The sequence below is a fragment of the Streptomyces sp. NPDC006012 genome (assembly GCF_042871185.1).
Classification (GTDB): Bacteria; Actinomycetota; Actinomycetes; order Streptomycetales; family Streptomycetaceae; genus Streptomyces.
In genome coordinates this window covers 698,705-723,460 of record NZ_JBIAIE010000001.1, presented here as the reverse complement: position 1 = coordinate 723,460, position 24,756 = coordinate 698,705, and the positions used below count along the sequence as shown (strand labels likewise).

Annotated in this window: 24 protein-coding genes; 15 read left to right on the top strand and 9 right to left on the bottom strand. The window is 72.1% G+C overall.

Annotation, left to right across the window (positions count from 1 at the left end; all coding sequences use genetic code 11):
- Nucleotides 1–340: 340 nt before the first annotated feature.
- On the bottom strand, nt 341–1,969 hold the full coding sequence (locus tag ACFYPJ_RS03055; protein WP_389009465.1) for an MFS transporter: 1,629 nt from the start codon (nt 1,967–1,969) through the stop codon (nt 341–343).
- Nucleotides 1,970–2,091: 122 nt separating this feature from the next.
- On the opposite strand from ACFYPJ_RS03055, the gene ACFYPJ_RS03050 reads away from it, so the two are divergent.
- The 3 genes from ACFYPJ_RS03050 (at nt 2,092) to ACFYPJ_RS03040 (ending at nt 5,117) form a co-directional block, all read left to right on the top strand.
- Complete coding sequence (locus ACFYPJ_RS03050; RefSeq protein ID WP_389009463.1) at nt 2,092–2,718, top strand: TetR/AcrR family transcriptional regulator; 627 nt, start codon at nt 2,092–2,094, stop codon at nt 2,716–2,718.
- 248 nt (nt 2,719–2,966) lie between these two features.
- Complete coding sequence (locus ACFYPJ_RS03045) at nt 2,967–4,184, top strand: alpha/beta hydrolase (RefSeq protein WP_389009460.1); 1,218 nt, start codon at nt 2,967–2,969, stop codon at nt 4,182–4,184.
- Nucleotides 4,185–4,250: 66 nt separating this feature from the next.
- The gene (locus ACFYPJ_RS03040) at nt 4,251–5,117 is read left to right on the top strand and encodes a DUF4429 domain-containing protein (RefSeq protein ID WP_389009457.1); all 867 of its coding nucleotides are present in this window, start codon (nt 4,251–4,253) and stop codon (nt 5,115–5,117) included.
- Nucleotides 5,118–5,125: 8 nt separating this feature from the next.
- Here the strand turns inward: ACFYPJ_RS03040 and ACFYPJ_RS03035 are convergent, their stop codons facing one another.
- A complete protein-coding gene (locus ACFYPJ_RS03035) occupies nt 5,126–5,614 on the bottom strand; it encodes a MerR family transcriptional regulator (RefSeq protein WP_389009454.1) in 489 nt (162 codons plus the stop codon).
- Between the two features lie 97 nt (nt 5,615–5,711).
- Between ACFYPJ_RS03035 and ACFYPJ_RS03030 the strand changes: the two genes are divergently transcribed.
- Together ACFYPJ_RS03030 and ACFYPJ_RS03025 are read left to right on the top strand one after the other, a co-directional pair.
- Nucleotides 5,712–6,182, top strand: coding sequence for a GNAT family N-acetyltransferase (locus ACFYPJ_RS03030; protein ID WP_389009451.1), 471 nt, complete (start codon nt 5,712–5,714; stop codon nt 6,180–6,182).
- A gap of 18 nt (nt 6,183–6,200) precedes the next feature.
- The gene (locus ACFYPJ_RS03025) at nt 6,201–7,022 is read left to right on the top strand and encodes a serine hydrolase domain-containing protein (RefSeq protein WP_389009448.1); all 822 of its coding nucleotides are present in this window, start codon (nt 6,201–6,203) and stop codon (nt 7,020–7,022) included.
- Nucleotides 7,023–7,050: 28 nt separating this feature from the next.
- Here the strand turns inward: ACFYPJ_RS03025 and ACFYPJ_RS03020 are convergent, their stop codons facing one another.
- Nucleotides 7,051–7,704 carry a pirin family protein gene (locus tag ACFYPJ_RS03020; RefSeq protein ID WP_389010129.1) on the bottom strand — a complete coding sequence of 218 codons (654 nt, stop codon included), beginning with the start codon at nt 7,702–7,704 and terminating at the stop codon, nt 7,051–7,053.
- A gap of 269 nt (nt 7,705–7,973) precedes the next feature.
- On the opposite strand from ACFYPJ_RS03020, the gene ACFYPJ_RS03015 reads away from it, so the two are divergent.
- The 5 genes from ACFYPJ_RS03015 (at nt 7,974) to fabF (ending at nt 12,930) form a co-directional block, all read left to right on the top strand.
- Nucleotides 7,974–9,176, top strand: coding sequence for a PucR family transcriptional regulator (locus ACFYPJ_RS03015; RefSeq protein WP_389009445.1), 1,203 nt, complete (start codon nt 7,974–7,976; stop codon nt 9,174–9,176).
- Nucleotides 9,177–9,265: 89 nt separating this feature from the next.
- Entirely contained in the window at nt 9,266–10,183 is a 918-nt protein-coding gene (locus ACFYPJ_RS03010) for an ACP S-malonyltransferase (protein WP_389009443.1), read from the top strand.
- A 15-nt stretch (nt 10,184–10,198) separates the two neighbouring features.
- Nucleotides 10,199–11,230, top strand: a complete 1,032-nt coding sequence (locus ACFYPJ_RS03005; protein ID WP_389009441.1) for a ketoacyl-ACP synthase III — start codon at nt 10,199–10,201, stop codon at nt 11,228–11,230.
- A gap of 104 nt (nt 11,231–11,334) precedes the next feature.
- On the top strand, nt 11,335–11,583 hold the full coding sequence (locus tag ACFYPJ_RS03000) for an acyl carrier protein (RefSeq protein WP_071370392.1): 249 nt from the start codon (nt 11,335–11,337) through the stop codon (nt 11,581–11,583).
- An 84-nt stretch (nt 11,584–11,667) separates the two neighbouring features.
- Complete coding sequence (gene fabF, locus ACFYPJ_RS02995) at nt 11,668–12,930, top strand: beta-ketoacyl-ACP synthase II (protein ID WP_389009438.1); 1,263 nt, start codon at nt 11,668–11,670, stop codon at nt 12,928–12,930.
- A gap of 245 nt (nt 12,931–13,175) precedes the next feature.
- Here the strand turns inward: fabF and ACFYPJ_RS02990 are convergent, their stop codons facing one another.
- Nucleotides 13,176–13,670 carry a DUF3145 domain-containing protein gene (locus ACFYPJ_RS02990; RefSeq protein ID WP_389009435.1) on the bottom strand — a complete coding sequence of 165 codons (495 nt, stop codon included), beginning with the start codon at nt 13,668–13,670 and terminating at the stop codon, nt 13,176–13,178.
- Between the two features lie 307 nt (nt 13,671–13,977).
- On the opposite strand from ACFYPJ_RS02990, the gene ACFYPJ_RS02985 reads away from it, so the two are divergent.
- The 3 genes from ACFYPJ_RS02985 to ACFYPJ_RS02975 all read left to right on the top strand — a co-directional run bounded on the left by ACFYPJ_RS02985 (nt 13,978) and on the right by ACFYPJ_RS02975 (nt 17,483).
- Nucleotides 13,978–14,856, top strand: coding sequence for an SGNH/GDSL hydrolase family protein (locus ACFYPJ_RS02985; protein WP_389009432.1), 879 nt, complete (start codon nt 13,978–13,980; stop codon nt 14,854–14,856).
- A gap of 29 nt (nt 14,857–14,885) precedes the next feature.
- Nucleotides 14,886–15,866: an aldose epimerase family protein gene (locus ACFYPJ_RS02980; RefSeq protein WP_389009429.1), complete on the top strand. Its 981-nt coding sequence runs from the start codon at nt 14,886–14,888 to the stop codon at nt 15,864–15,866.
- A gap of 345 nt (nt 15,867–16,211) precedes the next feature.
- The gene (locus ACFYPJ_RS02975) at nt 16,212–17,483 is read left to right on the top strand and encodes a pyroglutamyl peptidase (RefSeq protein WP_389009426.1); all 1,272 of its coding nucleotides are present in this window, start codon (nt 16,212–16,214) and stop codon (nt 17,481–17,483) included.
- Here the strand turns inward: ACFYPJ_RS02975 and ACFYPJ_RS02970 are convergent.
- The gene (locus ACFYPJ_RS02970) at nt 17,473–18,327 is read right to left on the bottom strand and encodes an EI24 domain-containing protein (RefSeq protein WP_389009423.1); all 855 of its coding nucleotides are present in this window, start codon (nt 18,325–18,327) and stop codon (nt 17,473–17,475) included. The two genes, ACFYPJ_RS02975 and ACFYPJ_RS02970, sit on opposite strands and share 11 nt — an antisense overlap.
- A gap of 174 nt (nt 18,328–18,501) precedes the next feature.
- Complete coding sequence (locus tag ACFYPJ_RS02965) at nt 18,502–18,948, bottom strand: MarR family winged helix-turn-helix transcriptional regulator (RefSeq protein WP_389009421.1); 447 nt, start codon at nt 18,946–18,948, stop codon at nt 18,502–18,504.
- A gap of 84 nt (nt 18,949–19,032) precedes the next feature.
- Between ACFYPJ_RS02965 and ACFYPJ_RS02960 the strand changes: the two genes are divergently transcribed.
- The gene (locus ACFYPJ_RS02960) at nt 19,033–20,031 is read left to right on the top strand and encodes an NADP-dependent oxidoreductase (protein ID WP_389009419.1); all 999 of its coding nucleotides are present in this window, start codon (nt 19,033–19,035) and stop codon (nt 20,029–20,031) included.
- 318 nt (nt 20,032–20,349) lie between these two features.
- Here the strand turns inward: ACFYPJ_RS02960 and ACFYPJ_RS02955 are convergent, their stop codons facing one another.
- From ACFYPJ_RS02955 to ACFYPJ_RS02945, 3 genes are all read right to left on the bottom strand, one after another.
- Nucleotides 20,350–21,510, bottom strand: coding sequence for a serine hydrolase domain-containing protein (locus ACFYPJ_RS02955; RefSeq protein WP_389009416.1), 1,161 nt, complete (start codon nt 21,508–21,510; stop codon nt 20,350–20,352).
- Nucleotides 21,507–21,749, bottom strand: a complete 243-nt coding sequence (locus ACFYPJ_RS02950) for a hypothetical protein (protein WP_389010168.1) — start codon at nt 21,747–21,749, stop codon at nt 21,507–21,509. Before ACFYPJ_RS02950 ends, ACFYPJ_RS02955 begins: the two co-directional genes overlap by 4 nt.
- Before the next feature lie 475 nt (nt 21,750–22,224).
- Nucleotides 22,225–23,196 carry a hypothetical protein gene (locus tag ACFYPJ_RS02945; RefSeq protein ID WP_389009413.1) on the bottom strand — a complete coding sequence of 324 codons (972 nt, stop codon included), beginning with the start codon at nt 23,194–23,196 and terminating at the stop codon, nt 22,225–22,227.
- A 370-nt stretch (nt 23,197–23,566) separates the two neighbouring features.
- On the opposite strand from ACFYPJ_RS02945, the gene ACFYPJ_RS02940 reads away from it, so the two are divergent.
- A complete protein-coding gene (locus ACFYPJ_RS02940) occupies nt 23,567–24,724 on the top strand; it encodes a mandelate racemase/muconate lactonizing enzyme family protein (RefSeq protein WP_389009411.1) in 1,158 nt (385 codons plus the stop codon).
- The last annotated feature ends 32 nt before the right edge of the window (nt 24,725–24,756 follow it).

Here is a 24,756-nt window from a genome sequence, read left to right as displayed (position 1 = left end):
TTGCGGCCGCGCGGCCAGGTGGGGGCCGCGCGCCAGTTCCCCGCGCCCCTCACGGCGGTGGCGAGCCAGGAACGGGCGGACGCCGGGTGCGGCCGGGTGGGGGCTGAGCGCGCAGTTCCCCGCGCCCCTGGTGGGGCTCGGGGAAGTGGGTCTCTGACGGGGTGGGGGCAACGCGCTGCCCCCCTCCAGCAGCGCGCCGCGGCCCCGGTGTCCCCCTATGCCCTGCGGAGGACTTGACCCACTGTGACCCGCGACGTGCGCCAGGGCGAGGGATCTTCCGGGGAGTCACCCTGATAGGCGAACTCCCCGGAATCCCGGTGTGCCGGACGGGCGGGCGGGCTCAGATGTGGCCCAGGCCCGCGCCCGCCTCCGCGTTCTCGCCGCGCTTGGTCAGCAGCGCCACCAGGACGGCGACGACCGCGACGCCCGCGGCCACGAGGCTCGCCAGGCTCATGCCGGAGATGAACGTGTCGTGCGCGACGGCGGTGATCTTCGAGGCGATGGCCCCGGGCGTGCCCTTCTGCACCGGTGCCACACCCACCTGGACCGCTTCGGACGCCTGCGCGAGCTGCGCGGACGTGAGCTTCGGCAGCCCGGCGCGCGTCCAGTTGCCCGCCAGGTCGCTGTCGACCTTGGACGCCATCACGGCACCCAGCACCGCCGTACCGAGGCTGCCGCCGATCTGCATCGCGGCCTGCTGGAGCCCGCCGGCCACGCCGGACAGCTCCAACGGGGCGTTGCCGACGATGACCTCGGTGGCGCCGACCATGACCGGCGCGAGGCCGAGGCCCAGCAGTGCGAACCAGATCGACATCACGCCGCTGCTGGTGCCGGTGTCCAGCGTCGACATGCCGTACATCGCGATGGCGGTGACCGCCATGCCGCCCGCGAGCGGAACCCGCGGGCCCAGCTTGGTGATCATCACGCCCGCGAGCGGGGAGCCGACGATCATCATGCCGGTGAGCGGGAGCAGGTGCAGACCGGCGTCGACCGGGCTCATGCCGTGCACGTTCTGCAGGTAGAACGTGACGAAGAACAGGCCGCCCAGGAACGCGATGGCCATGAGGACCATCAGCACCACACCGGCCGACAGCGCGACGGACCGGAACATGCCGAGCGGGATCAACGGCTCCTTGACCTTCGTCTCCCAGAAGGCGAAGGCGGCGAAGAGGAGGACCGCCCCGATGACGAAGCCCCACGTCTTTCCGTCGCCCCAGCCCCACGCCGGGGCCTTGATGAGCGCCCAGACCAGGCAGAACATCGCGCCGGACAGCAGCGCGATGCCGGGGATGTCGAAGGAGCCCGGGGCGTTGTCGGCGCGGTGGCCCTTGAGGATCAGCAAGCCGAGGACCAGGGCCAGGATGCCGACCGGCACGTTGATGAAGAACACCGACTGCCAGTTGACGTGCTCGACCAGGACACCGCCGAGGATCGGGCCGCCGGCGGTGGAGGCACCGATGACCATGCCCCAGATGCCGAGCGCCATGTTGAGCTTCTCGGCCGGGAAGGTGGCCCGCAGCAGGCCGAGCGCGGCCGGCATCAGCAGCGCGCCGAACAGGCCCTGGAAGACACGGAAGGTGACGACCAGTCCGATGCCGTGGGACAGGCCGATGGCGCCGGATGCGGCGGCGAAGCCGACGACGCCGATCAGGAAGGTCTGCCGGTGACCGAACCGGTCGCCGAGCTTGCCCGCGGTGATCAGGGAGACCGCGAGGGCGAGGAAGTAACCGTTGGTGATCCACTGGACCTGGGCGAACGTCGCGCCGAGGTCCTTCTGGATGGCGGGGTTGGCGATGGCCACGATGGTGCCGTCGAGGGCCACCATCATGACCCCTACGGCGACGGTGATGAGCGTGAGCCACGGGTGGCCGCGCAGGCCGCTGGCCGAAGCCGGTACGGACGGGTGGGCCGAAAGCCCGTCCGCTTTGCCCCCCGACCCCGTCGCGTCGATGGTGGTCTGACTAGTCATACCTTCGAGGCTAATGACAGCGTCTGACAATTGACAAACCAATTCACTAGCCGGTAACTGTCACGCCGATCACATAACGCTTGAACTGCAAGAACAGTTCGCTCAACCGGTGGAGGCCACCCGTGGAGACGTTGCGCGAGCGCAAGAAGCGCCGTACCCGGGACGCGCTGTTGCACGTCGCCCTCGACCTCTTCACCACGCAGGGGTACGAGCAGACGACCGTCGACGAGATCGCCGACGCCGTGGAGGTCTCGCAGCGCACCTTCTTCCGCTACTTCCCGGGCAAGGAGGAGGCGGCCTTCGCCGTCCAGGCGATGGCCGAGGCCCATTTCATCCAGGCCGTACGGGAACGTCCGCCGCACGAACCCCCGCTGGAGGCGCTGCGCCAGGCCATACTGGAGGGCTGGGACACCCTGCACGAGGCCATCGACTCCGTCGTCCCGGTCGAGACGTACCTGCGCATGTTCCGGGTGATCGAGTCGACGCCCGCGCTGCTCGCCGCCTATCTGCGCCGCTCGGTGGAGACGGAGGACACCCTCGCCCTCCTGCTCGCCGAGCGCGAGGGCGTGGACGTCGAGGCGGATCCGCGGCCGCGCCTCCTGGTGGCCGTGTTCGGCGCGGTCATGCGGTTGACGGGGCGTGCCTGGTCGGAGGGTGACGACTTCAGCGTCGCGGCGATGCGCGACCTCACCAGGTTCTACCTCGATCAGGTGGGACCGGAACTGATCGGAAGCTGGCGGCAGGGCTGAGGCCGCCGCCGTTCGGGGTCGCCACCGTCCCGGCGGAAGCCGCCGCCGTTCAGGGGATGCCGCCCGACGGGGCGCCGCACCGGGGGACGCAGTCCCACGTGACGCCGCCCGGGAAAGACGGTCGGACGCTGCCCGGGAGGACGGTCACCGGCATGCCCACCGGAACGGCCCCCACCGTGTCCGCCGAATGGTGAGACCTGTCACTTGGTTACCGCGAAATCCTCTCGTTCTCCTAGTGTGTCCTCCCAGTGACTTCCTTCGACACCTCCCCGCAACTCAACGTCTGGCGCGCGCTGCTCGCACTGGCCGTCGTGTTCGTGATGCTCGCCACCACCGGCTGGACCGCCCTGCGCAGCCACCGGGAGGCGAGCGCCCTGCAGGTCTCGCTCTCGGCCTGGGAGCACGGCAGTCTGCACGGCCACCGGCTGCCGGACCCGAGCGCCGCGCCCGCCGTGCTCACCCGGTTCTTCGCCTCGCTCGGCGCGCAGGAGCGCACCCACCTGGCGCACCGGTACCCGCTCGCGGTCGGCAACATGAACGGCGCCCCGGTCGAGTTGCGCTACCGCGCCAACCACCTCGCCCTCGACCAGGCGCGCAAGGTCGAGAAGAAGCGCATACACGACAGCAGGCTCACGCCCGACGGGCAGCAGCAGGCGGGCCGCCGCATGCACCGTTACGAAGCGCTGATGGCCAAGGGCCGGCACATCCTCGCCTTCGACCCGGCGGGCTCGGGCCGGATCGCCGAGGTGTTCGGCAACCTGCGGACGGCCCGGCGGGTCTCGGTCGTCGTCCCCGGCGTCGACACCGACATGCTCACCTTCCAGAAGACGTACAGCCCGTACTCGGCGCCGGTCGGCATGGCCAAGGCCCTGTACTCGGCGGAGCGCGCGCAGAGCCCCACCACCGGTACGGCCGTGATCGCCTGGGCCGACTACACCGCACCGGGCGGCCTAGGCGTCGACGCGGCGACCGCGATGCGCGCCGAGGACGGCGCCGTCCGGCTGAACGCGCTGCTGCGGGCGCTGCCCGGCGCCGCCCCGGTGGCCCTGTTCTGCCACAGCTACGGCTCCGTGGTCTGCGGGGTGGCCGCGCGCGGCATGCCGCGCCGGGTGCGGGACCTGGCGGTGGCGGGCAGCCCGGGCATGCGGGTCGCGAAGGCCTCGCACCTGGGCACGAGCGCCCGGGTGTGGTCGATGCGGGACGCCGGCGACTGGATCCAGGACGTGCCGTACCTGGAGGTCGGCGGGCTGGGGCACGGGGCCGATCCGGTGTCCGCCGCGTTCGGCGCGCGGGTGCTGTCGGCGTGGGACGCCGACGGGCACAGCGGCTATTTCGAACCGGGCACGGACAGCCTGCGCAATTTCGCGGACATCGGGGTCGGCGCATACCGCTCGGTGACCTGCGCCCTCAGTGACTCCGGGTGCCGGACAGGTTTGTCCGGCACGTCGAAGGCCGAACGCGCGTAGAAGTGCAGGAAGTGCGGTCCGCTCGGGTAGCGACGGAAAGACCTCGCGCCACATACGATGAGCCGCATGGGTGACGTACTGGCCGGATTTCATGCCGTCTGGGAGTTCGACTCCGACTCCGTGCTCATCCGTTACGAACGGGGGATTCGAACACCCAAGCTGTTCCAGGTGCTCGGCGAACGGCGTGTCCCCGTGTCCGCGCTCGCGGGGGTGACGCTCTCCCCGGGCCGGCGCGGCACGGTCGTGCTGTGCGCGCGGCCCCGGCCCGGCGCCGACCCGCTCGTGGAGGCGGCGGCCGGACAGCTCAAGGAGAACAGCGACCCGTACCGGCTGGTGGTGCCCGCCGAGCGGGCCGGGCTTGCCGAGCAGTACGCCGGCGACCTGCGCGCGCGCCTCACCGAGACCGGCCCGGCCGAACACCACCTGGTGGACGCGCCCGAGGCACCCCGGTACTTCAAGGCGTACGACGGGAGGGCGACCTTCGACGGGACGTCGGTGCACTTCCGCTGGTCCCCGACGGGCGCCTCCTCGGCGAAGTGGAAGGCCGGCGACCAGAGCTTCCGGATCGCCGATCTCGGCGGCGTCGAATGGCACTCCCCCGAGGTGTTCGAGGGGCACCTGCGGCTCCTGCACCGCTCCCCCGCCCCCGACGGGTCCGCCCGGCCCGACCAGGATCCGGCGACGGTCGTCTTCGGCCGCGGCTACGGGCCGGTCCACGAGTCGCTGCCCTTCGCCGCGGCGGTGCTGGCCGCGGTGCGGGCGCGCGGCCCGGTGGCGGCGGTGCCCGCGGCCGGGCCGGCGGCCCCGCCGCGCCGCCGCGACCCCGCCGACATCGCCGAGCGGATCCGGCACCTGGGGGAACTGCACCTGTCCGGCCTCGTGACGGACGAGGAGTTCGCCCTGAAGAAGGCCGAGCTGCTGGCGGAGCTGTAGCCGCCGGGTCAGCCGCGGGCCCGCGACCGCTCGAATTCCCGCCCGGCCTCCGCGTAGTAGCTGATCTTGTGGTCGAGCACGGCCAGGGTGTCCTGGAGTTCGTCGATACGGGCGAGCACGTCGCGGCGGGTGGACTCCAGCAGTTCGTGGCGTGCCAGGCAGGTGTGGTCGCCCTCGCGCACCAGTTCCGCGTACCGGACCATGTCCGCCACCGGCATGCCGGTCAGCCGCAGCTTGGTGACGAAGTCGAGCCAGTCCAGGTCACGGTTGGTGTAGCGGCGCTGCCCGGTGTGCGAGCGGTCGATGTGGGACATCAGGCCGATCCGCTCGTACCAGCGCAGGGTGTGGGCGGTCAGCCCCGACAGGGCGACGACCTCGCTGATCGTGTAACCGTCGCGGCCGTCGGGACGCGGGTGGCGCTGCGGCGGGGCGGAGCAGATGTCGGTGCGGGTACGGGCTCGCTCGGTGGCCGCTGGCGTGGTCTGCATCACCGTCATGCCCTCCACGCTATGACGTTGGAGAGCACTCCAAGCAAGCAGGCCGGGTAAGAATTCGACGGGACGCGGGGGACGCCCGGTAGCTAGCGTTCCGTACATGAGTCTTGTACGCCGTGCGACGCCCGAGGACGCACAGGAAGTGCTGCGCCTGCGCCAGATCATGATCGACTCGATGTTCGGGGCCGACCGGTCCACGGCCTGGCACGGGGAGTCCCTGCCGACCCTGCGGACCCGGCTCGCCGAGGCCGACGGCGAGTTCGCCGCGTTCGTCGTGGACCACCCCGAGCAGCCGCGGACGCTGGCCTCGCTGGTGGCCGGCACGATCGAGTACCGGATCGGCCGGACGCGCAATCCGCACGGCACCGTCGGCTTCGTCTTCAGCGTCGCCACCGACCCCGGCACCCGCCGCCGCGGGTACGCGCGCGCGTGCATGGGCGAACTGCTGGAGTGGTTCCGCGCACACGGCGTCGCACAGGTCCAGCTCACCTCCTCCGCCGAGGCCCGCCCGCTCTACGACTCCCTGGGCTTCCGCCCCAAGCCGGACCCTCTGCTGGAACTGCGACTGTGACGGCCTAGGCTCGGCCGTATGGCGTTGGAGAGTCTCGCGTTGATCGACAGCTGGCCCGTGCCCACCGCCGCGGCAGGCGTCGTACGGGCCGACGGTGCGGTGCTGGGGACCCGGGGACCGGTGGGCCGGCGCTTCCCGCTGACCTCGGTCACCAAGCCGCTCGCGGCGTACGCGGCGCTCGTCGCGTACGAGGAAGGGGCGATCGAACTCGACGAACCGGCGGGCCCGCCCGGCTCGACCGTCCGCCATCTGCTCGCCCACACCTCCGGCCTGGCCTTCGACGAGCACCGGGTGACCGCCCCGCCAGGGGAGCGGCGGCTGTACTCCAACGCCGGTTTCGAGCAACTCGGCGACCACATCGCCGCGGCGGCCGACATCCCGTTCGCCGACTATCTGCGGCAGGCCGTGCTGGAGCCGCTGGGCATGGCGGACACGTCGCTGACCGGCTCGCCCGCGAAGGACGGGGTGTCGACCCTGGCGGACCTGCTGCGGTTCGCGGCGGAGGTGCAGGCGCCCCGGCTGCTCGATCCGCGTACGGTCGCGGAGGCGATGACCGTGCAGTACCCGGGCACCAAGGGCGTCCTGCCGGGATTCGGGCACCAGAACCCGAACGACTGGGGGCTGGGCTTCGAGATCCGGGCCGCCAAGTCGCCGCACTGGACGGGCGGTTCGTCCTCCCCGCGCACCTTCGGTCACTTCGGACAGTCCGGTACGTTCCTGTGGGTCGACCCGGACGCGGGCGCGGCGGGCGTCGCCCTGACCGACCGGGCGTTCGGCCCCTGGGCCGCCGAGGTGTGGCCGGTGTTCACGGACGCGGTGCTCGCGCAGCTGCGCGCCTGAGGCGCTCGGCGGCCGGGCGGGGACGCCACTAGGGCCCCATCTCCCACAGCAGCAGCTCCGCCGCCGTCTCCGCGACCGCCTCCAGGTCCCGCGCGTCGGTGATCCGCGCCGAGTCCCCCGGGCCCAGCGGCTCCCCGGCCAGCCGCAGTTCGCCGCGCACCACGTGCGCGTACACGCGGGCGGCGTCCGGTACGGCCGTCCGCTCCCCGGGCCGCAGCCGTCGTACGTGGAGCATCGCGCGGGCCTCGGGGAGGGCGTACGGGGTGGAGTCGGCGATGCCCCGGACGATCTCGTAACCGGGGGTGCCGCCGGGGTTCAGCGGGGCCAGCCACATCTGCACGAAGGTCAGCGGCTCCGGTCCGTCGTTGCGCTCGACATGACGGACACCGGCGCCCGAGCTGAGGCGCTGCACGTCGCCCGGGGCCACCACGGTCTCCCGGCCCGTCGAGTCGCGGTGGGTCAACTCGCCCTCGACGACCCAGGTGACGATCTCGGTGTGGCTGTGCGGATGCTCGTCGAACCCGGCGCCGGGGGCGAGCCGTTCCTCGTTGCAGGCGATGACGGCGCCGAAGCGGAGGTTGTCGGGGTCGTAGTGCGGCCCGAAGGAGAAGGCGTGCCGGGAGACGATCCCGGCCTCCGGCTCCCCTCCCGGATAGCGCTCACCCGCGCGCCTGACATCCATCACACCCACCACGGTAGCCCCGCGCTCCCCTGCCGAATACGCAGCCGACGGCGCTTGTCGACCAGGGCGTGCGGAACTGCGCGCGCCCCGCCCCCGACCAGTCGGCCCGAGACACGACGAACTACGCAAAACCCACCTCACCCCTATGTACGGGACTACACGCCTGTATAACCTGAAACGGCTCCACAAGTGACTGCGCAAACACCCTTGTTCCGGGCGAACACCCCACCCCCTGCCATCCGCTCCGCCGAATGAGGCAGTCTTGTCCCGTGCCCGAACCCGAATCCCACAAGCCCGACACCGCGCCCGGCGTCCACTCGCACTCCGCGACCCTGCGGCGGCTGGAGAAGTCGTCCGGCTCCCTCGCCGCCCAGGCCATCGCGCGCATGGACGAGACCCTGCCGTGGTACCGGGCCATGCCCCCGGAGAACCGTTCCTGGATCGGGCTCGTGGCGCAGGCCGGCATCGCCGCGTTCACCGAGTGGTTCCGGTACCCGGACGCCCCGCAGGCCATCTCGACCGACGTCTTCGGCACCGCGCCGCGCGAGCTGACCCGGGCCATCACCCTGCGCCAGACCGTCGAGATGGTGCGCACCACCATCGAGGTCATGGAGTCGGCCATCGAAGAGGTGGCCGCACCCGGCGACGAGGGCGTGCTGCGCGAGGCGCTGCTCGTCTACGCCCGCGAGATCGCCTTCGCCACCGCCCAGGTGTACGCCCAGGCCGCCGAGGCACGCGGCGCCTGGGACGCGCGGCTCGAATCCCTGGTGGTCAACGCGGTGCTCAGCGGGGAGGCCGACGAGGGCGCGGTCAGCCGCGCCGCCGCGCTCGGCTGGAACTCGCCCGACCATGTGTGTGTCGTCCTCGGGACCGCGCCGAACGGGGACAGCGAGCTGACCGTCGAGGCCATCCGGCGGGCGGCCCGGCACGCCAAGCTCCAGGTGCTCACCGGGGTGCTCGGGGACCGGCTGGTCGTCGTGGCCGGCGGCAGCGACAACCCGCTGGCCGTCGCCAAGTCACTGATCGGGCCGTTCGCTGCGGGACCCGTCGTGGCCGGCCCGGTGGTGTCCGACCTGCAGGCCGCGACCCGGTCGGCACAGGCCGCCGCGGCGGGACTGAAGGCGTGTTCCGCCTGGCAGGACGCGCCGCGGCCGGTACTGGCGGACGACCTGCTTCCGGAACGCGCCATCGCGGGCGACCCGGGCGCCCGCGAGCAACTGGTGGAGGAGATCTACAGACCTCTGGAAGAAGCGGGTTCGGCCCTGCTGGAGACCCTGAGCGTGTACCTGGAACAGGCGAGCAGCCTGGAGGGCGCCGCCCGCATGCTGTTCGTTCACCCGAACACCGTGCGCTACCGGCTTCGACGTGTGACTGACGTCACCGGTTGGTCACCATCCGATGTACGATCCGCGTTCACACTGCGGATCGCGCTGATCCTGGGGCGCCTGGCCGTCGGAGACACCCAGCTCTAGCCTTTTGTCAGAGACCCACAAAACCCCCTCGTGTTCTTCGTCCCTGTCCTCACGGGCGGCTCCGGCCGTCCCCAAGAGAGAGTGTGAGAGTGCTCGTACTCGTCGCTCCCGGCCAGGGCGCCCAAACGCCCGGCTTCCTGACTCCCTGGCTCGACCTCCCCGGTGCCGCGGACCGCGTCGCCGCGTGGTCCGACGCCATCGGACTGGACCTGCTCCGCTACGGCACCCAGGCCGACGCGGACGAAATCCGCGACACCGCGGTGGCCCAGCCGCTGCTGGTCGCCGCCGGGATCCTGTCCGCAGCGGCACTGGGTGACAGCTCGCCCGGCGCCGTCTCCGGGCACAGTGTCGGCGAGATCACGGCCGCCGTCTTCGCCGGCGTGCTGGGCGAGGACGCCGCACTGGACCTGGTGCGTACCCGCGGCGTGGCGATGGCGGAGGCCGCGACGGTCACCGAGACGGGCATGGCGGCGCTGCTCGGGGGCGACCCCGAGGTGTCCGTCGCACACCTGGAGAAGCTGGGCCTGACCCCGGCGAACATCAACGGCGCCGGCCAGATCGTCGCCGCCGGCACGCTGGCGCAGCTGGCGGCGCTCGCCGAGGACAAGCCCGAGGGCGTTCGCAAGGTCGTCCCGCTCAAGGTGGCCGGTGCCTTCCACACCCACCACATGGCCCCCGCGGTGGAGGCGATGGCGAAGGCCGCCGCCGGTCTCATGCCCGCTGACCCGAAGGTCGCCTACGTCTCCAACAAGGACGGCCGGGCCGTCGCCTCCGGTACCGAGGTGCTCGACCGGCTGGTCGGCCAGGTCGCCAACCCGGTCCGCTGGGACCTGTGCATGGAGACGTTCAAGGAACTGGGCGTCACCGCGCTGCTGGAGGTGTGCCCGGGCGGCACCCTGACCGGCCTGGCCAAGCGCGCCCTGCCCGGTGTCAAGACGCTGGCCCTGAAGACCCCCGACGACCTCGACGCTGCCCGGGAGCTGATCTCCGAGCACGCCCGCGCCTAAGGAGCCGTACCGATCATGTCGAAGATCAAGCCCAGCAAGGGCGCCCCGTACGCGCGCATCCTCGGTGTCGGCGGCTACCGGCCGACCCGGGTCGTGCCCAACGAGGTGATCCTGGAGCGGATCGACTCCTCCGACGAGTGGATCCGTTCGCGCTCCGGCATCGAGACCCGGCACTGGGCGGGCCCCGAGGAGACCGTCGCGGCGATGTCCATCGAGGCCGCCGGCAAGGCGATCGCGGACGCGGGCATCACCAGCGAACAGGTCGGCGCGGTCGTGGTGGCGACCGTCTCGCACTTCAGCCAGACCCCGGCCGTCGCCACCGAGATCGCCGACAAGCTCGGCACCGACAAGGCCGCCGCCTTCGACATCTCGGCGGGCTGCGCCGGCTTCGGCTACGGCCTCACCCTCGCCAAGGGCATGGTCGTCGAAGGCTCGGCCGAGTACGTGCTGGTCATCGGCGTCGAGCGGCTCTCCGACCTGACCGACCTGGAGGACCGGGCGACGGCCTTCCTGTTCGGCGACGGCGCGGGCGCCGTCGTGGTCGGGCCCTCCAAGGAGCCCGCGATCGGACCGACCGTCTGGGGCTCGGAGGGCGACAAGGCCGAGACGATCAAGCAGACCGTCCCCTGGGACCAGTTCCGGGTCGGCGACGTCTCCAAGCTCCCCCTCGACGACGCGGGCAACATCAAGTTCCCCGCGATCACCCAGGAAGGCCAGGCGGTGTTCCGCTGGGCCGTGTTCGAGATGGCGAAGGTCGCCCAGCAGGCGCTGGACGCGGCCGGGATCAGCGCGGACGACCTGGACGTCTTCATCCCGCACCAGGCCAATGTGCGGATCATCGACTCGATGGTGAAGACCCTCAAACTGCCGGAGCATGTCACGGTCGCCCGGGACATCCGCACCACCGGCAACACCTCGGCCGCCTCGATTCCGCTCGCGATGGAGCGGCTCCTGGCGACCGGCGAGGCGAAGAGCGGCGACACCGCACTCGTCATCGGATTCGGGGCGGGTCTCGTGTACGCCGCCACGGTCGTTACCCTCCCCTAGGCACTCCGTGCCGGATCATGGATCCGACACGGCAGCCGCACCCCCTGCCGCTGATGCGGCGGGCGGCACCAACCGTCTGGATTATCGAAGAAGGAGCGCCTGACATGGCCGCCACTCAGGAAGAGATCGTCGCCGGTCTCGCCGACATCGTGAACGAGATCGCCGGCATCCCGGTTGAGGACGTCCAGCTGGACAAGTCCTTCACCGACGACCTGGACGTCGACTCGCTGTCCATGGTCGAGGTCGTCGTCGCCGCCGAGGAGCGCTTCGACGTCAAGATCCCCGACGAGGACGTCAAGAACCTCAAGACCGTCGGCGACGCGACCGACTACATCCTCAAGCACCAGGACTGAGTCACTCTCAGACCCGAGGCTGCACTGCCCCGCCACCCGGCGGTGGCGCCGCTGAATCCCGCATCCGTTGGAGAAAGAATTCCCGTGAGCTCGACCAATCGCACCGTGGTCGTCACCGGTATCGGCGCAACCACACCGCTGGGTGGCGACGTAGCCTCGACCTGGAAGGCCCTGACCGCCGGAGTGTCCGGTGTCAGTCTTCTGGAGCAGGACTGGGCAGCCGACCTGCCGGTCCGTATCGCCGCGCAGATCGCCGTCGAACCGGGCGAGATCATCCCGCGCCCGCAGGCCCGCAAGCTGGACCGGTCCGCGCAGTTCGCGCTGATCGCCGCCCAGGAAGCCTGGAAGGACGCCGGTTTCACCGCGAAGGCCGGTGAGGACGCGTCCGTGAACCCCGACCGGCTGGGTGCGGTCGTCGCCTCCGGAATCGGCGGCGTGACGACCCTCCTCGACCAGTACGACGTGCTCCGGGAGAAGGGCGTACGCCGGGTCTCCCCGCACACCGTGCCGATGCTGATGCCCAACTCCCCCGCGGCCAACGTCGGGATCGAGCTGGGTGCCCGCGCCGGGGTGCACACGCCGGTCTCGGCCTGTGCCTCGGGTGCCGAGGCCATCGGTTACGCCATCGAGATGATCCGCACCGGCCGCGCCGACGTCGTCGTCGCGGGAGGCACGGAGGCGGCCATCCATCCGCTGCCCATCGCCGCGTTCGGCAACATGATGGCGATGTCCAAGAACAACGACGACCCGCAGGGCGCCTCGCGTCCCTACGACGCCGGCCGGGACGGCTTCGTCCTCGGCGAGGGCGCCGGTGTGGTCGTCCTGGAGTCCGAGGAGCACGCGAAGGCCCGCGGCGCCCGGATCTACGTCGAGGCGGTCGGCCAGGGCATCTCCGCCGACAGCCACCACATCACGCAGCCCGAGCCGTCCGGCAACGGCATCGCGCAGGCGCTGCAGAACCTGCTCGACAACACCGACCTGAAGCCGGCCGAGATCGCGCACGTCAACGCGCACGCCACGTCGACGCCGCAGGGCGACATCGCCGAGACCAAGGCGCTGCGGAAGGTGTTCGGCGACGACGTCGACCACATGGCGATCTCCGCGACCAAGTCGATGACCGGGCACCTGCTCGGCGGCGCCGGCGGCATCGAGACCGTCGCCTCGGTGCTCGCCCTGGTCCACCGGATCGCCCCGCCGACCCTGAACCTCGACAACCTCGACCCCGAGGTCAACGCCGACGTGGTCGGCGGCGAGGCCCGGGAGCTGCCCGCAGGCCGCATCGCCGTGCTGAACGACTCGTTCGGCTTCGGCGGCCACAACGTGGTGCTGGCGTTCCGGACGCTCTGAGCCCGACAGGACAGCAAGACAGAAGGACAGGCTGAACGGCCCGGTCTCCCATGGGGAGACCGGGCCGTCGGTCGTTCTGGGGGTGCGGGGCCGTCAGCTGTCCGGGGGTGCGGGGGGCCGTCCGGCCGGTTGTCCGGCGGGAGAGCGGCGAATGTCCGGCGGGAAGGCGACGGTTCTCCGGCGGGCCCCGATGTGCGGGCTCGGGGTGTGGGCCCGGGTGTGGTTTCCCGCGGTCCTGAGGGGCGTCAGACCACCTGGTGGAGCCAGCGCACCGGAGCGCCCTCGCCCGCGTAGCGGAAGGGCTCCAGCTCGTCGTCCCAGGGTTTGCCCAGGAGCTTGGCGATCTCCGCCTGGAGGTCCGTCTCGCCGCGCTGAGACCGGGTCAGCGCCGCACGCAGCCGGTCCTCGGGGATCAGGATGTCGCCGTGGATGCCGGTGACGGCGTGGAAGATGCCGAGGTCGGGGGTGCAGCTGTAGCGCTCGCCCTCGGCCGTGGGGCAGGGCTCCGCGGTGACCTCGAAGCGCAGCAGGTGCCAGCCGCGCAGCGCGGACGCCAGCTTGGACGCCGTGCCCGGCTCGCCCTGCCAGGAGAACTCCGAGCGCCAGGTGCCGGGGGCCGCGGGCTGGCGGATCCAGTCGAGGCTGACGCGGGTGCCGAGCACCCCGGCGACGGCCCACTCGACGTGCGGGCACAGCGCGCGCGGCGCGGAGTGCACGTACAGAACTCCACGTGTCGTCACCGGGACCTCCGGGCTGAGCGGGACATGTGCGGTCTGGCTTGGCGGCAGTGGCGCTACGGCCGCGTTGATGGCGAGGCTACCGTGCGGCGGGGGGCGGAGTGTGACGTACCGTCCGTCCCGCCGCCAGGAAACGCCGCCATTCACCCAGGGGGACGCTTGTGCGGGTGTGAGACGTTGCATGCCGCCCGGAGGGAACCCTCCCGCGTTGTTATGGGTTGGAGAGCACGACGGCACGACGGCACGACGGCACGACGGATCACCACGGCACGACGGACCACGACTGCGCGACAAGGGGATGGACCAGGGCATGCGATACCGACGCCGGCACTCACGAGCCCTCCTCGCCGTCGTGGTGACGGCGGTCCTGGGCGCCGCGGGGTGCGGCGGGTCGGGCGACAAGTCCCCCGCGCCGGGCGGCACCAAGGCGCGTACGGTCCCGGTGTGGAACCGCACCCCCGCCTCGGTCGCCGCCGTCGGCGACTCCATCACCCGCGGCTTCGACGCCTGCACGGTGCTGTCGGACTGCCCCGAGGTGTCCTGGGCGACGGGTACCAGTGCCGAGCTGGACAGCCTGGCGGTCCGGCTGCTGGGGCGGACCGAGGCGGCCGAGAGCAGCTGGAACTACGCGGTGACCGGTGCCCGGATGCGTGACCTCGCCGACCAGATGAAGCAGGCGGCGACCCATGCACCCGAACTGGTGACGGTGATGATCGGCGCGAATGACGCCTGCCGGGCCACGCCCTCCGCGATGACCTCGGTGATCCGGTTCCGCGCCGGGTTCGAGGAGGCGATGGCGACGCTGCGCCGGACCCTGCCGAAGACGCAGGTGTACGTGGCGAGCGTGCCGAACCTGAAACGGCTGTGGTCGCAGGGCCGTACCAACCCGCTCGGCAAGCAGGTGTGGAAGCTCGGCATCTGCCCGTCGATGCTGGGCGACGCGGACGACCTGGCCACGGCCGCCACGGTGCGCCGGGACAAGGTGCAGCAGCGGGTGGAGGACTACAACAAGGTGCTGGCGGCGGTGTGCGCCAAGGACCGGCGGTGCCGCTTCGACGGGGGCGCCGTCTTCGACTACGACTTCACCACCGAGCAGCTCAGCCACTGGGACTGGTTCCACCCGAGCACGGACGGGCAGCAGCGGCTCGCGGCGATCGCCTACCGAACCGTCACCTCGCGGAGCCCGTGACCTAGCACCCCGGCACTAGGGTTTCCCACATGAGCGAACTTTTCGGCACACTTCCCGACGGCACCAGGGTCCACCGCTGGACGCTGGAGCGCGCGGGGGTGCGGGTGCGGATCCTGACGTACGGCGGGATCGTGCAGTCCGTCGAGGTTCCGGACCGGGACGGGCGGACGGCGAACGTCGTGCTGGGCTTCGCCGGCCTCGACGGCTATGTCACCCATCCGGAGCCGTACCTGGGCGCCGTCATCGGCCGGTACGCCAACCGCATCGCGGGCGCCCGCTTCCCGCTGGACGGCGCCGTCTACGCGCTGGAGCCGAACAACGGCCCCAACTCGCTGCACGGCGGGGAGCGCGGCTTCGACAAGCGCGTGTGGGACGCGGAGCCGGTCGAGCACGGTGTGCGCCTGACCCGGGTCAGCCCGCACGGCGAGGAGGGCTTCCCGGGGCGCGTCGACGTCGCCGTGACGTACGCCCTGGACGCGTCCGGTGCGCTGCACATCGGGTACGAGGCGGTGACCGACGCGCCGACCCTGGTCAACCTGACCAACCACAGCTATTTCAACCTGGGCGGCGGCGGCAACGCGGGCGGCCACGAACTGCGGCTCGCCGCCTCCCGGTACACCCCGGTCGACGCGGACCTGATCCCGACCGGGGAACTGGCGGACGTGACGGACACCCGGTTCGACTTCCGCACGGCGCGCAAGATCGGCGCCGGCTACGACCACAACCTCGTCCTCGACAAGGGCGTCACGGACACCGCGGCCGAGGTGGGCGAGCTGCACGACCCGGCGAGCGGACGGGTGCTGACGGTGGCGACGACCGAGCCGGGCGTCCAGCTGTACACCGCCGGCCATCTGGGCGATCCGTTCGCGCCGGGCGACGGCGTCGCGCTGGAGACCCAGCACTTCCCGGACTCCCCGAACCGCCCGGACTTCCCGGACACCCGGCTGCGGCCGGGCCGGACCTACCGGTCGAAGACGGTGTACGGCTTCGGGGTCCGCGACGAGGGCTGACCGCCCCGACGTACCCCGGTCCAGGTGTCAGGTCCCGGACCGGGGCTGGTCATGGGGTACTTGTCCCGGATCAGACGTTAATCGCCGTGGTGACGCGCAGGCCGTTGATCGGCCGTCCGGCGGCAACCTCGTACGAACCCTTCACACACGCCCACGACTTCGCCTTGTCGTCCGGTCCGGGCGCCGGGCGGATGTCGTGGGTTCCGCGGTGTGCTCGGTGGCCGGTCCCGCGGTCGTCCGGGTGTCCCTTTCAGGGGTGTTGTCCCATGGCGCGGGCCCTTCCCGCGCGCCATACTTCCGCCGTCCCGTACCAAGCGCCCCACAGCGACGGAAGGCTCGAACCCCGTGAATTCCCTACGCGTTCGCATCGGTGCCCTCGGACTGACCCTGCTCGCCGGGCTCGCCACGACCGCCTCGGCCCAGACCGCCTCCGCCCACACCGCCGCCGGCACCGCTCTCGCGCCGACCACCGAGGAGCAGCGGCTCGACCGGGCCGTGCCCCAGGAGATCCTGCGGCGCTCCGGTTTCGACGCGGTGGCGCCCAAGTTCGCCCGCACGCTGGGCGCCGCGCGCTCCTATGCGCAGGCCCGCGACCTCGTCGTACGTCAGGGGGCCGCGCTGTGGCGGCGGGCCGTCGACCGGGCGCAGGGGCGCGGGCCCGCGGGCGGTGACCTCAGCCGGGACGACGACCGGCCGCTGTACTGGGCCCGGCTCGGGATGACCCGGGCAGTACGGGCGTACGAGCCCGCCTTCGCCCTGACCGACGCCCAACGGGCCGCTCTGCTGGACGAGTTGGAGCGGACGTCGCGCGGGCAGACCGACCTCCGCCATCCGGAGGGCCAGGGGCTCAAGCGGATCCTGGTGACCGGTTTCGACCCCTTCACCCTGGACGCGGACATCCGCATCTCCAACCCGTCCGGCGCGAGCGCGCTCGCCCTCGACGGCACGGTGATCGAGACGGCGGCGGGGCCCGCGCGGGTGGAGACGGCCGTGTTCCCGGTGCGCTGGCAGGACTTCGCGGAAGGAACGGTGGAGCGGGCCCTGCGGCCGTACCTGCCGGCGGTGGACCTGTTCACGACGGTGAGCCAGGGCCGGGTCGGGCGCTTCGACGTGGAGCGCACCAACGGCGCCTGGCGGGGCGGTTTCCCCGACAACGACAACGCGTCGCAGACCGGCACCGTCCCGGTGTCCGACCCGGCGAGCCAGCCGCAGTGGACGACGACCACCCTGCCGTACGCGGCCGTCGTCGCCGCGGACACCGGCCGCTTCCCGGTGTACGACAACACGACGGTCACCGAGATCCCGGCAGGCGGCACGGCTCCCGTCATCCGGCCGGACGGCCCGACCCCCGGGTCGACGGCGCGGGCCGGGGGCGGCGGCGACTACCTGTCCAACGAGATCGCCTACCGGGTGACCCTGCTGCGCGACCGGCTGGGCCTGCACGACACGCTGCCGGGCGGCCATGTGCACACGCCGGTGCTGCAGTTCGGCACCGGGAACACCGACCCGGCGAGCGGTACGGTCACCGACCCGGAGTTCGTCCGCAACCGGCTGGACATCATCGGTCAGGTGCGCGCGATCCTGACGGTGGCGGCGGACGCGGCGCTCACGAAGTGATCTGACCGGACCGGGTCCCGCCGGCCGGCCCGGACCCGGCCGCGTCGTGCACCTCGTGCACGCGGTCCGGGCCGGCGTCCTCGTGGGCACCCCGAGTGGTCTCCTCGCCCCGCAGGTCCCGGGCGAGGAGCGTCGCGCCGACGACCGCGCCCGGCATCAGGAACACCGCGACGAACGGCACCAGGAAGGCCAGGCCCAGAGGGGTGCCGAAGCCCCAGACCAGGGACTTGCGGGAGCGGAGCAGGGTGAGGCGTTCGCGGAGCACGAGGCCGCGGCGCTGGAAGGCGATCGCGGTCAGTTCCTCGGCGAGGAAGAACCCGGTGACGAAGAAGCCGATCACCGGGACGACGGTCTGGCCGACGAACGGAAGGAAGCCGAGGGCGAAGAGGACGACGCCCCAGACGGCGGCCCGGACCAGGATGCGGAGGCTGTCGCGGGCCGAGGCCCACAGGTCGCGCCAGAGGGGCAGGCCGGACTCGGGGGCGGTGCCGTCGGGCGACACGTCCCGGTCCACCTCCTCGGAAAGGCTCTCGTAGAAGGGCTGGCCGATCAGGAGGGTGACCGCGGTGAAGGTCAGCACGGCCAGGAGCAGCGCGAGCGCGAAGAGTACGGCGGTGAGCAGGCCGCGGAACAGGCCCTGCCACGGGCTCGACCAGTCGTCGGCGAAGGGCGTCGCCCAGGCGACGCGGTCTCCGCCCCACACCGCGAGCGCAACCAGCGTGGCCGCGTAGAGGACGAGGGTGATCAGGCCGGGCAGCAGCCCGAACCCGAACTGCCTGCCGTGCCGGGCCGCCCACCGCTGGCCCTTGAGGAGATAACCGAAACCCACCCCGAGTTCACGCATGCCCGAACCCTACCGACCCGCACGCCGAGCCACCGCCCACCCGACGCCCCAAGGGCAGGCGCCCCGAAAGGGGCGCGGGGAACTGCGCGCTCGGCCACCGCCCACCCGTACCCGAGCGACGACCCGGCCCACCCGACGGGCGGACCCCGGCAGACTCCCGCCCGAAGGGCTTGGTCAGAGCGTGTCCGACCGGACGATGCGTCCCAGCAGATCGCGCAGCGTCCGCCGCTCCTCGTCGGACAGGCACGCCAGCGGTTCACGGGCGAAGCGCAGACCTTCGCGCAGGTCCTGGGCGACCCGGCGGCCCTCGTCGGTGGCCGCCGCGAGCTTCACCCGGCGGTCGGCCGGATCGGGCCGGCGCTCGGCGAGCCCGCGGGCCTCCAGCCGGTCCACGATCCCGGTCACGTTCGACGGCTCGCACTTCAGCCGCTGCGCCAGCTTCCGCATCGGCAGCGGCTCGACCGACAGCAGGCTCAGCAGCCGCGCCTGCGCTCCGGTCAGGGCGTGCTCGCCCGCCGCCTCGTCGTAGTCCGCGTAGAAGCGGGCCACGACGTCCCCGACGAGTTCGACGACCTCCAAGGTCAGGGCGTCCGGACGGCGGGCCTTCGATGGGGTGGACATGCTCCCCAGGTTACCCGGTTACTTGACATTATGAAATATTCAGGCGCATCGTCATTTCATCACTGAAGTAAATGGAGTGCTTCCATGATCAACCGCGAGTGGCATCTGGTCAGCCGCCCCGTCGGCTGGCCGAAGCCCGAGGACTTCGCCCTGGTCGAGACGGAGGTACCGACCCCGGGCGAGGGCCAGGTGCTGGTACGGAACACGTACCTCTCCGTCGACCCGTACATGCGCGGCCGGATGAGCGCCGCCAAGTCGTACGCCGAGCCGTACCGTCTGGGCGCGGCCATGCTGGGCGGCGCGGTCGGCGAGGTCGTCGCCTCCCGCGCCGAGGGGTTCGCCGAAGGCGACCACGTGCTGCACTACCTCGGCTGGCGCGAGTACGCCGCCGTGGACGCGGCGACCGCCGTCAAGGTCGACCCCTCGGCCGCACCCCTGTCCACCTACCTCGGCGTCCTCGGCATGACCGGCCTCACCGCCTACGCCGGGCTGCTGCGCACCGCCGCCCTCAAGCAGGGCGACGTCGTGTTCGTCTCCGGCGCGGCCGGCGCCGTGGGCAGCCAGGTGGGCCAGATCGCCCGGCTCAAGGGCGCCTCGCGGGTCATCGGCTCGGCGGGCTCCGACGAGAAGGTCAAGCTGCTGGTCGACGAGTACGGCTTCGACGCGGCCTTCAACTACAAGAACGGCCCGGTCGCCGAACAGCTGCGCACCGCCGCCCCGGACGGCATCGACGTCTACTTCGACAACGTCGGCGGCGAGCACCTGGAAGCGGCCATCGGCGCGCTCAAGCTGCACGGCCGGATCGCGATCTGCGGGATGATCTCCATCTACAACGACACCGATCCCGCCCCCGGCCCGCGCAACCTGGGCCGCCTCATCCAGACCCGCGGCCGGATCGAGGGCTTCCTGGTCAACGACCACCGCGATCTCCAGCAGCAGTTCGTCCAGGAGGTCGGCCCCTGGCTCGGCTCGGGGCAGCTGAAGTACCGGGAGACCGTCGTCGAGGGCATCGGGAACACCCTGGAGGCGTTCCTCGGCGTCCTGCGCGGCGTCAACACCGGGAAGATGGTCGTCAAGCTCTGACGCGGAGCGGCACGACAGGGCACCGCCCGGTGATCTTCCGTTGGGTTTCCGTGACCCGGTGGCGCGGCGAGGTCACCGTGGCGCTCGCCTGACGCCGTCGTTGCGTATCCCGGAGGCCGCACCCTTGGACGTGGGGCGCGGCCGCCGGCCGTCCGGGGCGCCCGTCGGGCCGAAGCACCCCGGCGGGTACGAGGGCCGGGCCCCGGCACCCCGCCGGGTACGGCGGTCGGGCAGCGGCTCTCCACCGCGTACGGCATCGGGCCCCGGCACTCCGCCGCGTACGACGGCCGGGCCCCGGTACCCCGCCGGACCCGCCCGTCAGCGCGGTGCCACTGCGGCCGTGTGCACCGCCCTGGCCAGCCGGTCGTTCTCCGGCGCCGCCCCGCCCGGGAAGGCCCACCGGCGCCGGGTGTAGCCGTAGGCGAGCGAGCTGCGCGGGTCCGCGAACGCCTGGCAGCCGCCCGCACCGCTGTGCCCGATCGCCCCGGCGCCCAGGAACGGGTGCCAGGTGTCGGCGGTCGCCTGGAAGCCGAGGCCGTACGCCTTGTGGCCCCGGGCCACCAGGTCGTAGCCGACGGAGTGGAACTGCCCGAACTCCGCGACCGTGTCCGGTTTCAGCAGCGGTGCCTGCCCGGCGATCTCGCTGATCAGCGCCGCGTACAGCCCCGCGAGACCCCGGGCCGAGGCGACCCCGCCGACCGACGCCGGGCCCTTCTCCCGGATCAGCCGGTGGTTCGGGAGGGTCGCCAGGTCGGTCGGCTCAGCGCCGTGCCGGTTGAACGCGACGGCCTGCAAGGTGTGCGGGGGGCTGAGCAGCGCATCCAGCAGTTCCCGCTGCCGCGGGGTGGGCAGCATCGGCTGCGCCGGGCGGAAGCGGGGCTCCAGGGCGGCGGGCAGCCCGAGATGGAAGTCCAGGCCGTGCAGGGCGCGGACCCGTTCCTCGTACAGCCCTTGGACGGTCCGGCCGGTGGCCCGCCGGACCACCTCACCGGTCAGCGCGCCGATGACCAGGGCGTGGTACCCGAAGGCCGTACCGGGCCGCCAGAACGGCCGCTGGTCGGCGAGCCGTTCGGCGATCACCCGGTCGTCGGCCAGCTCCGCCAGCGTGAACCCGGTGTCGGTGCCGACCAGGCCGGCCCGGTGCGCCAGCAGCTCGCGCAGGGTCAGCGCGCCCTTGCTCTCGGCGGCGAACTCCGGCCAGTAGTAGGTGACCTTGCGGTCCAGCTCCAGGGTGCCGTCCTGCACGAGCAGCGCCACCACCAGGTGCGCGGCCCCCTTGGTGGATGAGTACACGCCGTACAGGGAGTCCCCGTCGGCGTCCGGGCCCGCCCACAGGTCGACGACCCGCCGTCCGTGCGCGTACGCGCACAGCTGCCCCTCGTAGTCGGGGCGTTCCGCGGCGGCCACCGCGGCGAACTCCTCGCGCACCGCCTCGTAGCCGTCGGCGACCGTGCCGTGGACGGTGGTCTGCTGCGTCATCCGTACTCCTCGACTGAGCTGCCGCGCACCGCTGCCACGGCGAACAATGCCCTTGCCAGCTGGGCGAATGCCCCCTTCGGGTGGTCCCGGAAGAGAGGTTCGGTGCGGAACGGCACGGCGCGCGGGCCGCTCACCACCGAGGGCTGTCCAGCCGCCGCGGCCGGGGCGTCCGGCGCGGACTGGAAGAGGGCGGCGACCAGAACGGGCCTCGGGGGAACGGCTCTCGCAGTGGGGCGCACGCGTACCTCCTTAGGGGGTCCTGAGACCGGTACGGCGAGACGTACCTTGTTGGACTCAACAGCAACAAGGGGGTGTCGGTGTCTCCGATGCCCCGGATGGCCGATCCGGGACCGCCCGCACGGGGCATGCCGGCACCGGGCCCGCGGGGCCGGTCACACCGGCTTCGGCACCCTCGGCAGCGGTGGGAGGGACGAGCCGGTCGCGCTCAACGCCCAGGGCTCGCGGCCCGGTTCGGGCAGAGCACCCGCCCGGGCCCGGCAGGCGGCGCAGGACGGGCTCCGACCGGGCCCGGTGGTGGACGGGAGTTGACGGGGACGGACCGTGTGGCACTCGGATCCGGCATCGGGTCCGGCCCCTGCCGGGCGCCGGACGGCCGGTCCGGGAGGGGTGGTGCGGGGGCGGCGGGGACTGCTGTGGATGGTGCGGGTGCGGGGTGAGGGATCGCCGGGAGGCTGCGCCGCGGGCGGCGGAAGGTCAGGTGCACCACCACAGGAACCGGGTGCAGGAATCGGTCGGTGACGGGCTCGGGGGCGGGTCGGAGCTGGTCGGGTCGTCGCTCGGGCTGGGCGCCTGGCCGCTCGTCGTCGTCGGGGCGGGCGCCGAGGAGGTCGGGTCCGCGCTCGCCGACCCCTGGGAGGCCGTGCCGGTCGGGGACTCGGACGCCTCGGCCTCGTCCTTCGCGGACTTCGCGGACTTCGACGCCGACGGGGACGCCGAGGCGTCCGGCGAGGCCGAGGCGTCCGATCCGGCGGGGCGCGTGGTGCTCCCGGGCCGGCCCGACTCGCCCGGGGTCCCGGACGAGGTGCTGCCCTCCGTCGCCTCGTCCCCCGCCGACGCGGGCTGCGAATCCTGGAACGGGGCGTCCGTGCCGACTTCGGCGAGGCTCAGGCCGCCCGCCGCCAGCACGAAGCCGGCGGTGACCAGCAGGATCCGCCGACGGCGCCTGCGGTGTGCCGCCGCCTTGCGGTCACGCCGGCTCGTGTCCGTCCCGGCCGGCTCCCCGGCGTCCGCACCCCGCGTACGGCCCCGGCCGCGCATCTCACCGCGGCGCCGCGCCGCCCGCCCGCGCGAAGCCCCGACACCGTTGTCATCACCGTCACTGTCACCGAAGGCGACACCGGCACTGGCACTGGCACTGGCACCGCCGATCTCGTCGGCCGCATCGGCGGTGCCGTCCGGGGCACGTCGACCGTCGTACCCCCGGTCGCCGTACCCCTGGTCACCGGGCCCTTGGTCGCCGTATCCCCACTCGTCGTCGTACCTCTGGTCGTCGTACCCACGGCCGTCGTACCCACGGCCGTCATGGGCGCCGCCGTCCGCGTGGCCGGCGCGCGTGGGTGGGTCCGTCTCGCGTGCGTACGCGCTCAGGGCTTCGGCCGGTGTACCGCACCCCGGGCAGGCGAGGGCGCCGTTGAGGTGCCGCCGGCACGGGTGGCAGTAGTCCATGAGGCGGGACACTAGGTTCCGCACAGGTCACGTTCCTAGGCGAATCTGTGAACATTCTGTGGGGGAACGAAAGAATAGCCGACGGACCTGTACCCGGATGGTCACCAAGTCCTCGCCTCTTCACCCGAGCCGGGCGGCCCGGGCGGGCTGAACAGCCCGGCCGTTCCCGCGATTCACCCCACGCGGAGGCCCCCGCCCCGGTCCCTGCGGATGCCCCGCGGAAGACCGGCGGGAGACCGGAAAAGCCGCCCGAAGACGTTTCGAAACCGTTACCTGCTCGCCCCATTGACACCCCTGCCGCCCCGTCCCTACTGTCACGCCAACATTTCGAACGTGTGCCGAAATATCGAACAGCTGAGGGGCAACTGCCGTGCGCATCACCGGAATCAGCACGCACGTGGTCGGGACGCCATGGCGCAATCTGACCTACGTCCAGGTGCACACCGACGAAGGGATCACGGGGGTCGGCGAGACTCGCATGCTCGGTCACACCGACGCGCTGATCGGCTATCTGCGCGAGGCGGAGGCCAACCACGTCCTCGGCTCCGACCCGTTCGCCGTCGAGGACCTGGTGCGCCGCATGAAGTACGGCGACTACGGCCGGGCCGGCGAGATCGTCATGTCCGGGATCGCGGTGGTCGAGATGGCCTGCTGGGACATCAAGGGCAAGGCGCTCGGCGTCCCCGTGTGGCAGTTGCTCGGCGGCAAGGTGACCGACAGGGTCAAGGCGTACGCCAACGGCTGGTACACCACCGAGCGCACGCCGGAGGCGTACCACAAGGCCGCGCAGGAGGTCGTCGCACGCGGCTACCGGGCGCTGAAGATCGACCCGTTCGGCACCGGCCACTTCGAACTCGACCACGAGCAGACCCTTTACTCCGTCTCCCTCATCGAGGCCGTGCGCGACGCCATCGGGCCGCAGACCGAGCTGATGGTGGAGATGCACGGCCGCTTCTCCCCCGCCACCGCGGTCCGCCTCGCCAGGGAACTGGCGCCGTTCGAGCCGGCCTGGCTGGAGGAGCCGGTGCCGCCGGAGAACCTGAAGGCGCTGCGGAAGGTGGCCGAGAAGGTGGACCTGCCGGTGGCCACCGGCGAACGGATCCACGACCGGATCGAGTTCCGTGAGCTGTTCGAGAGCCAGGCCGCCGACATCATCCAGCCGGACGTCGGCCACCTCGGCGGCATCTGGGAGACCCGCAAGCTCGCGGCGAGCGCCGAGGCCCACTACGTCCTCGTCGCCCCGCACAACGTGGGCGGCCCGGTGCTGACCGCGGCGAGCCTCCAACTCGGTTTCACCACACCGAACTTCAAGGTCCTGGAGCACTTCAACGATTTCGCCGACGCGGAGATCAAGAGGGTGGTCAGGGGAGCGCCCGAGGTCGTCGACGGCTGCTTCCGGCTCTCCGACGCTCCCGGCCTCGGAGTGGAACTCGACGTCGACGCGGCGGCCGAGTTCCCGCAGCAGCAGGCCCGCTTCGACCTGTGGGCCGAGGGCTGGGAGCAGCGCAGGCCGAAGGGCGCGAAGTGAACGCGCGGGTCGAAGGGCGCGCAGCGGGTGCA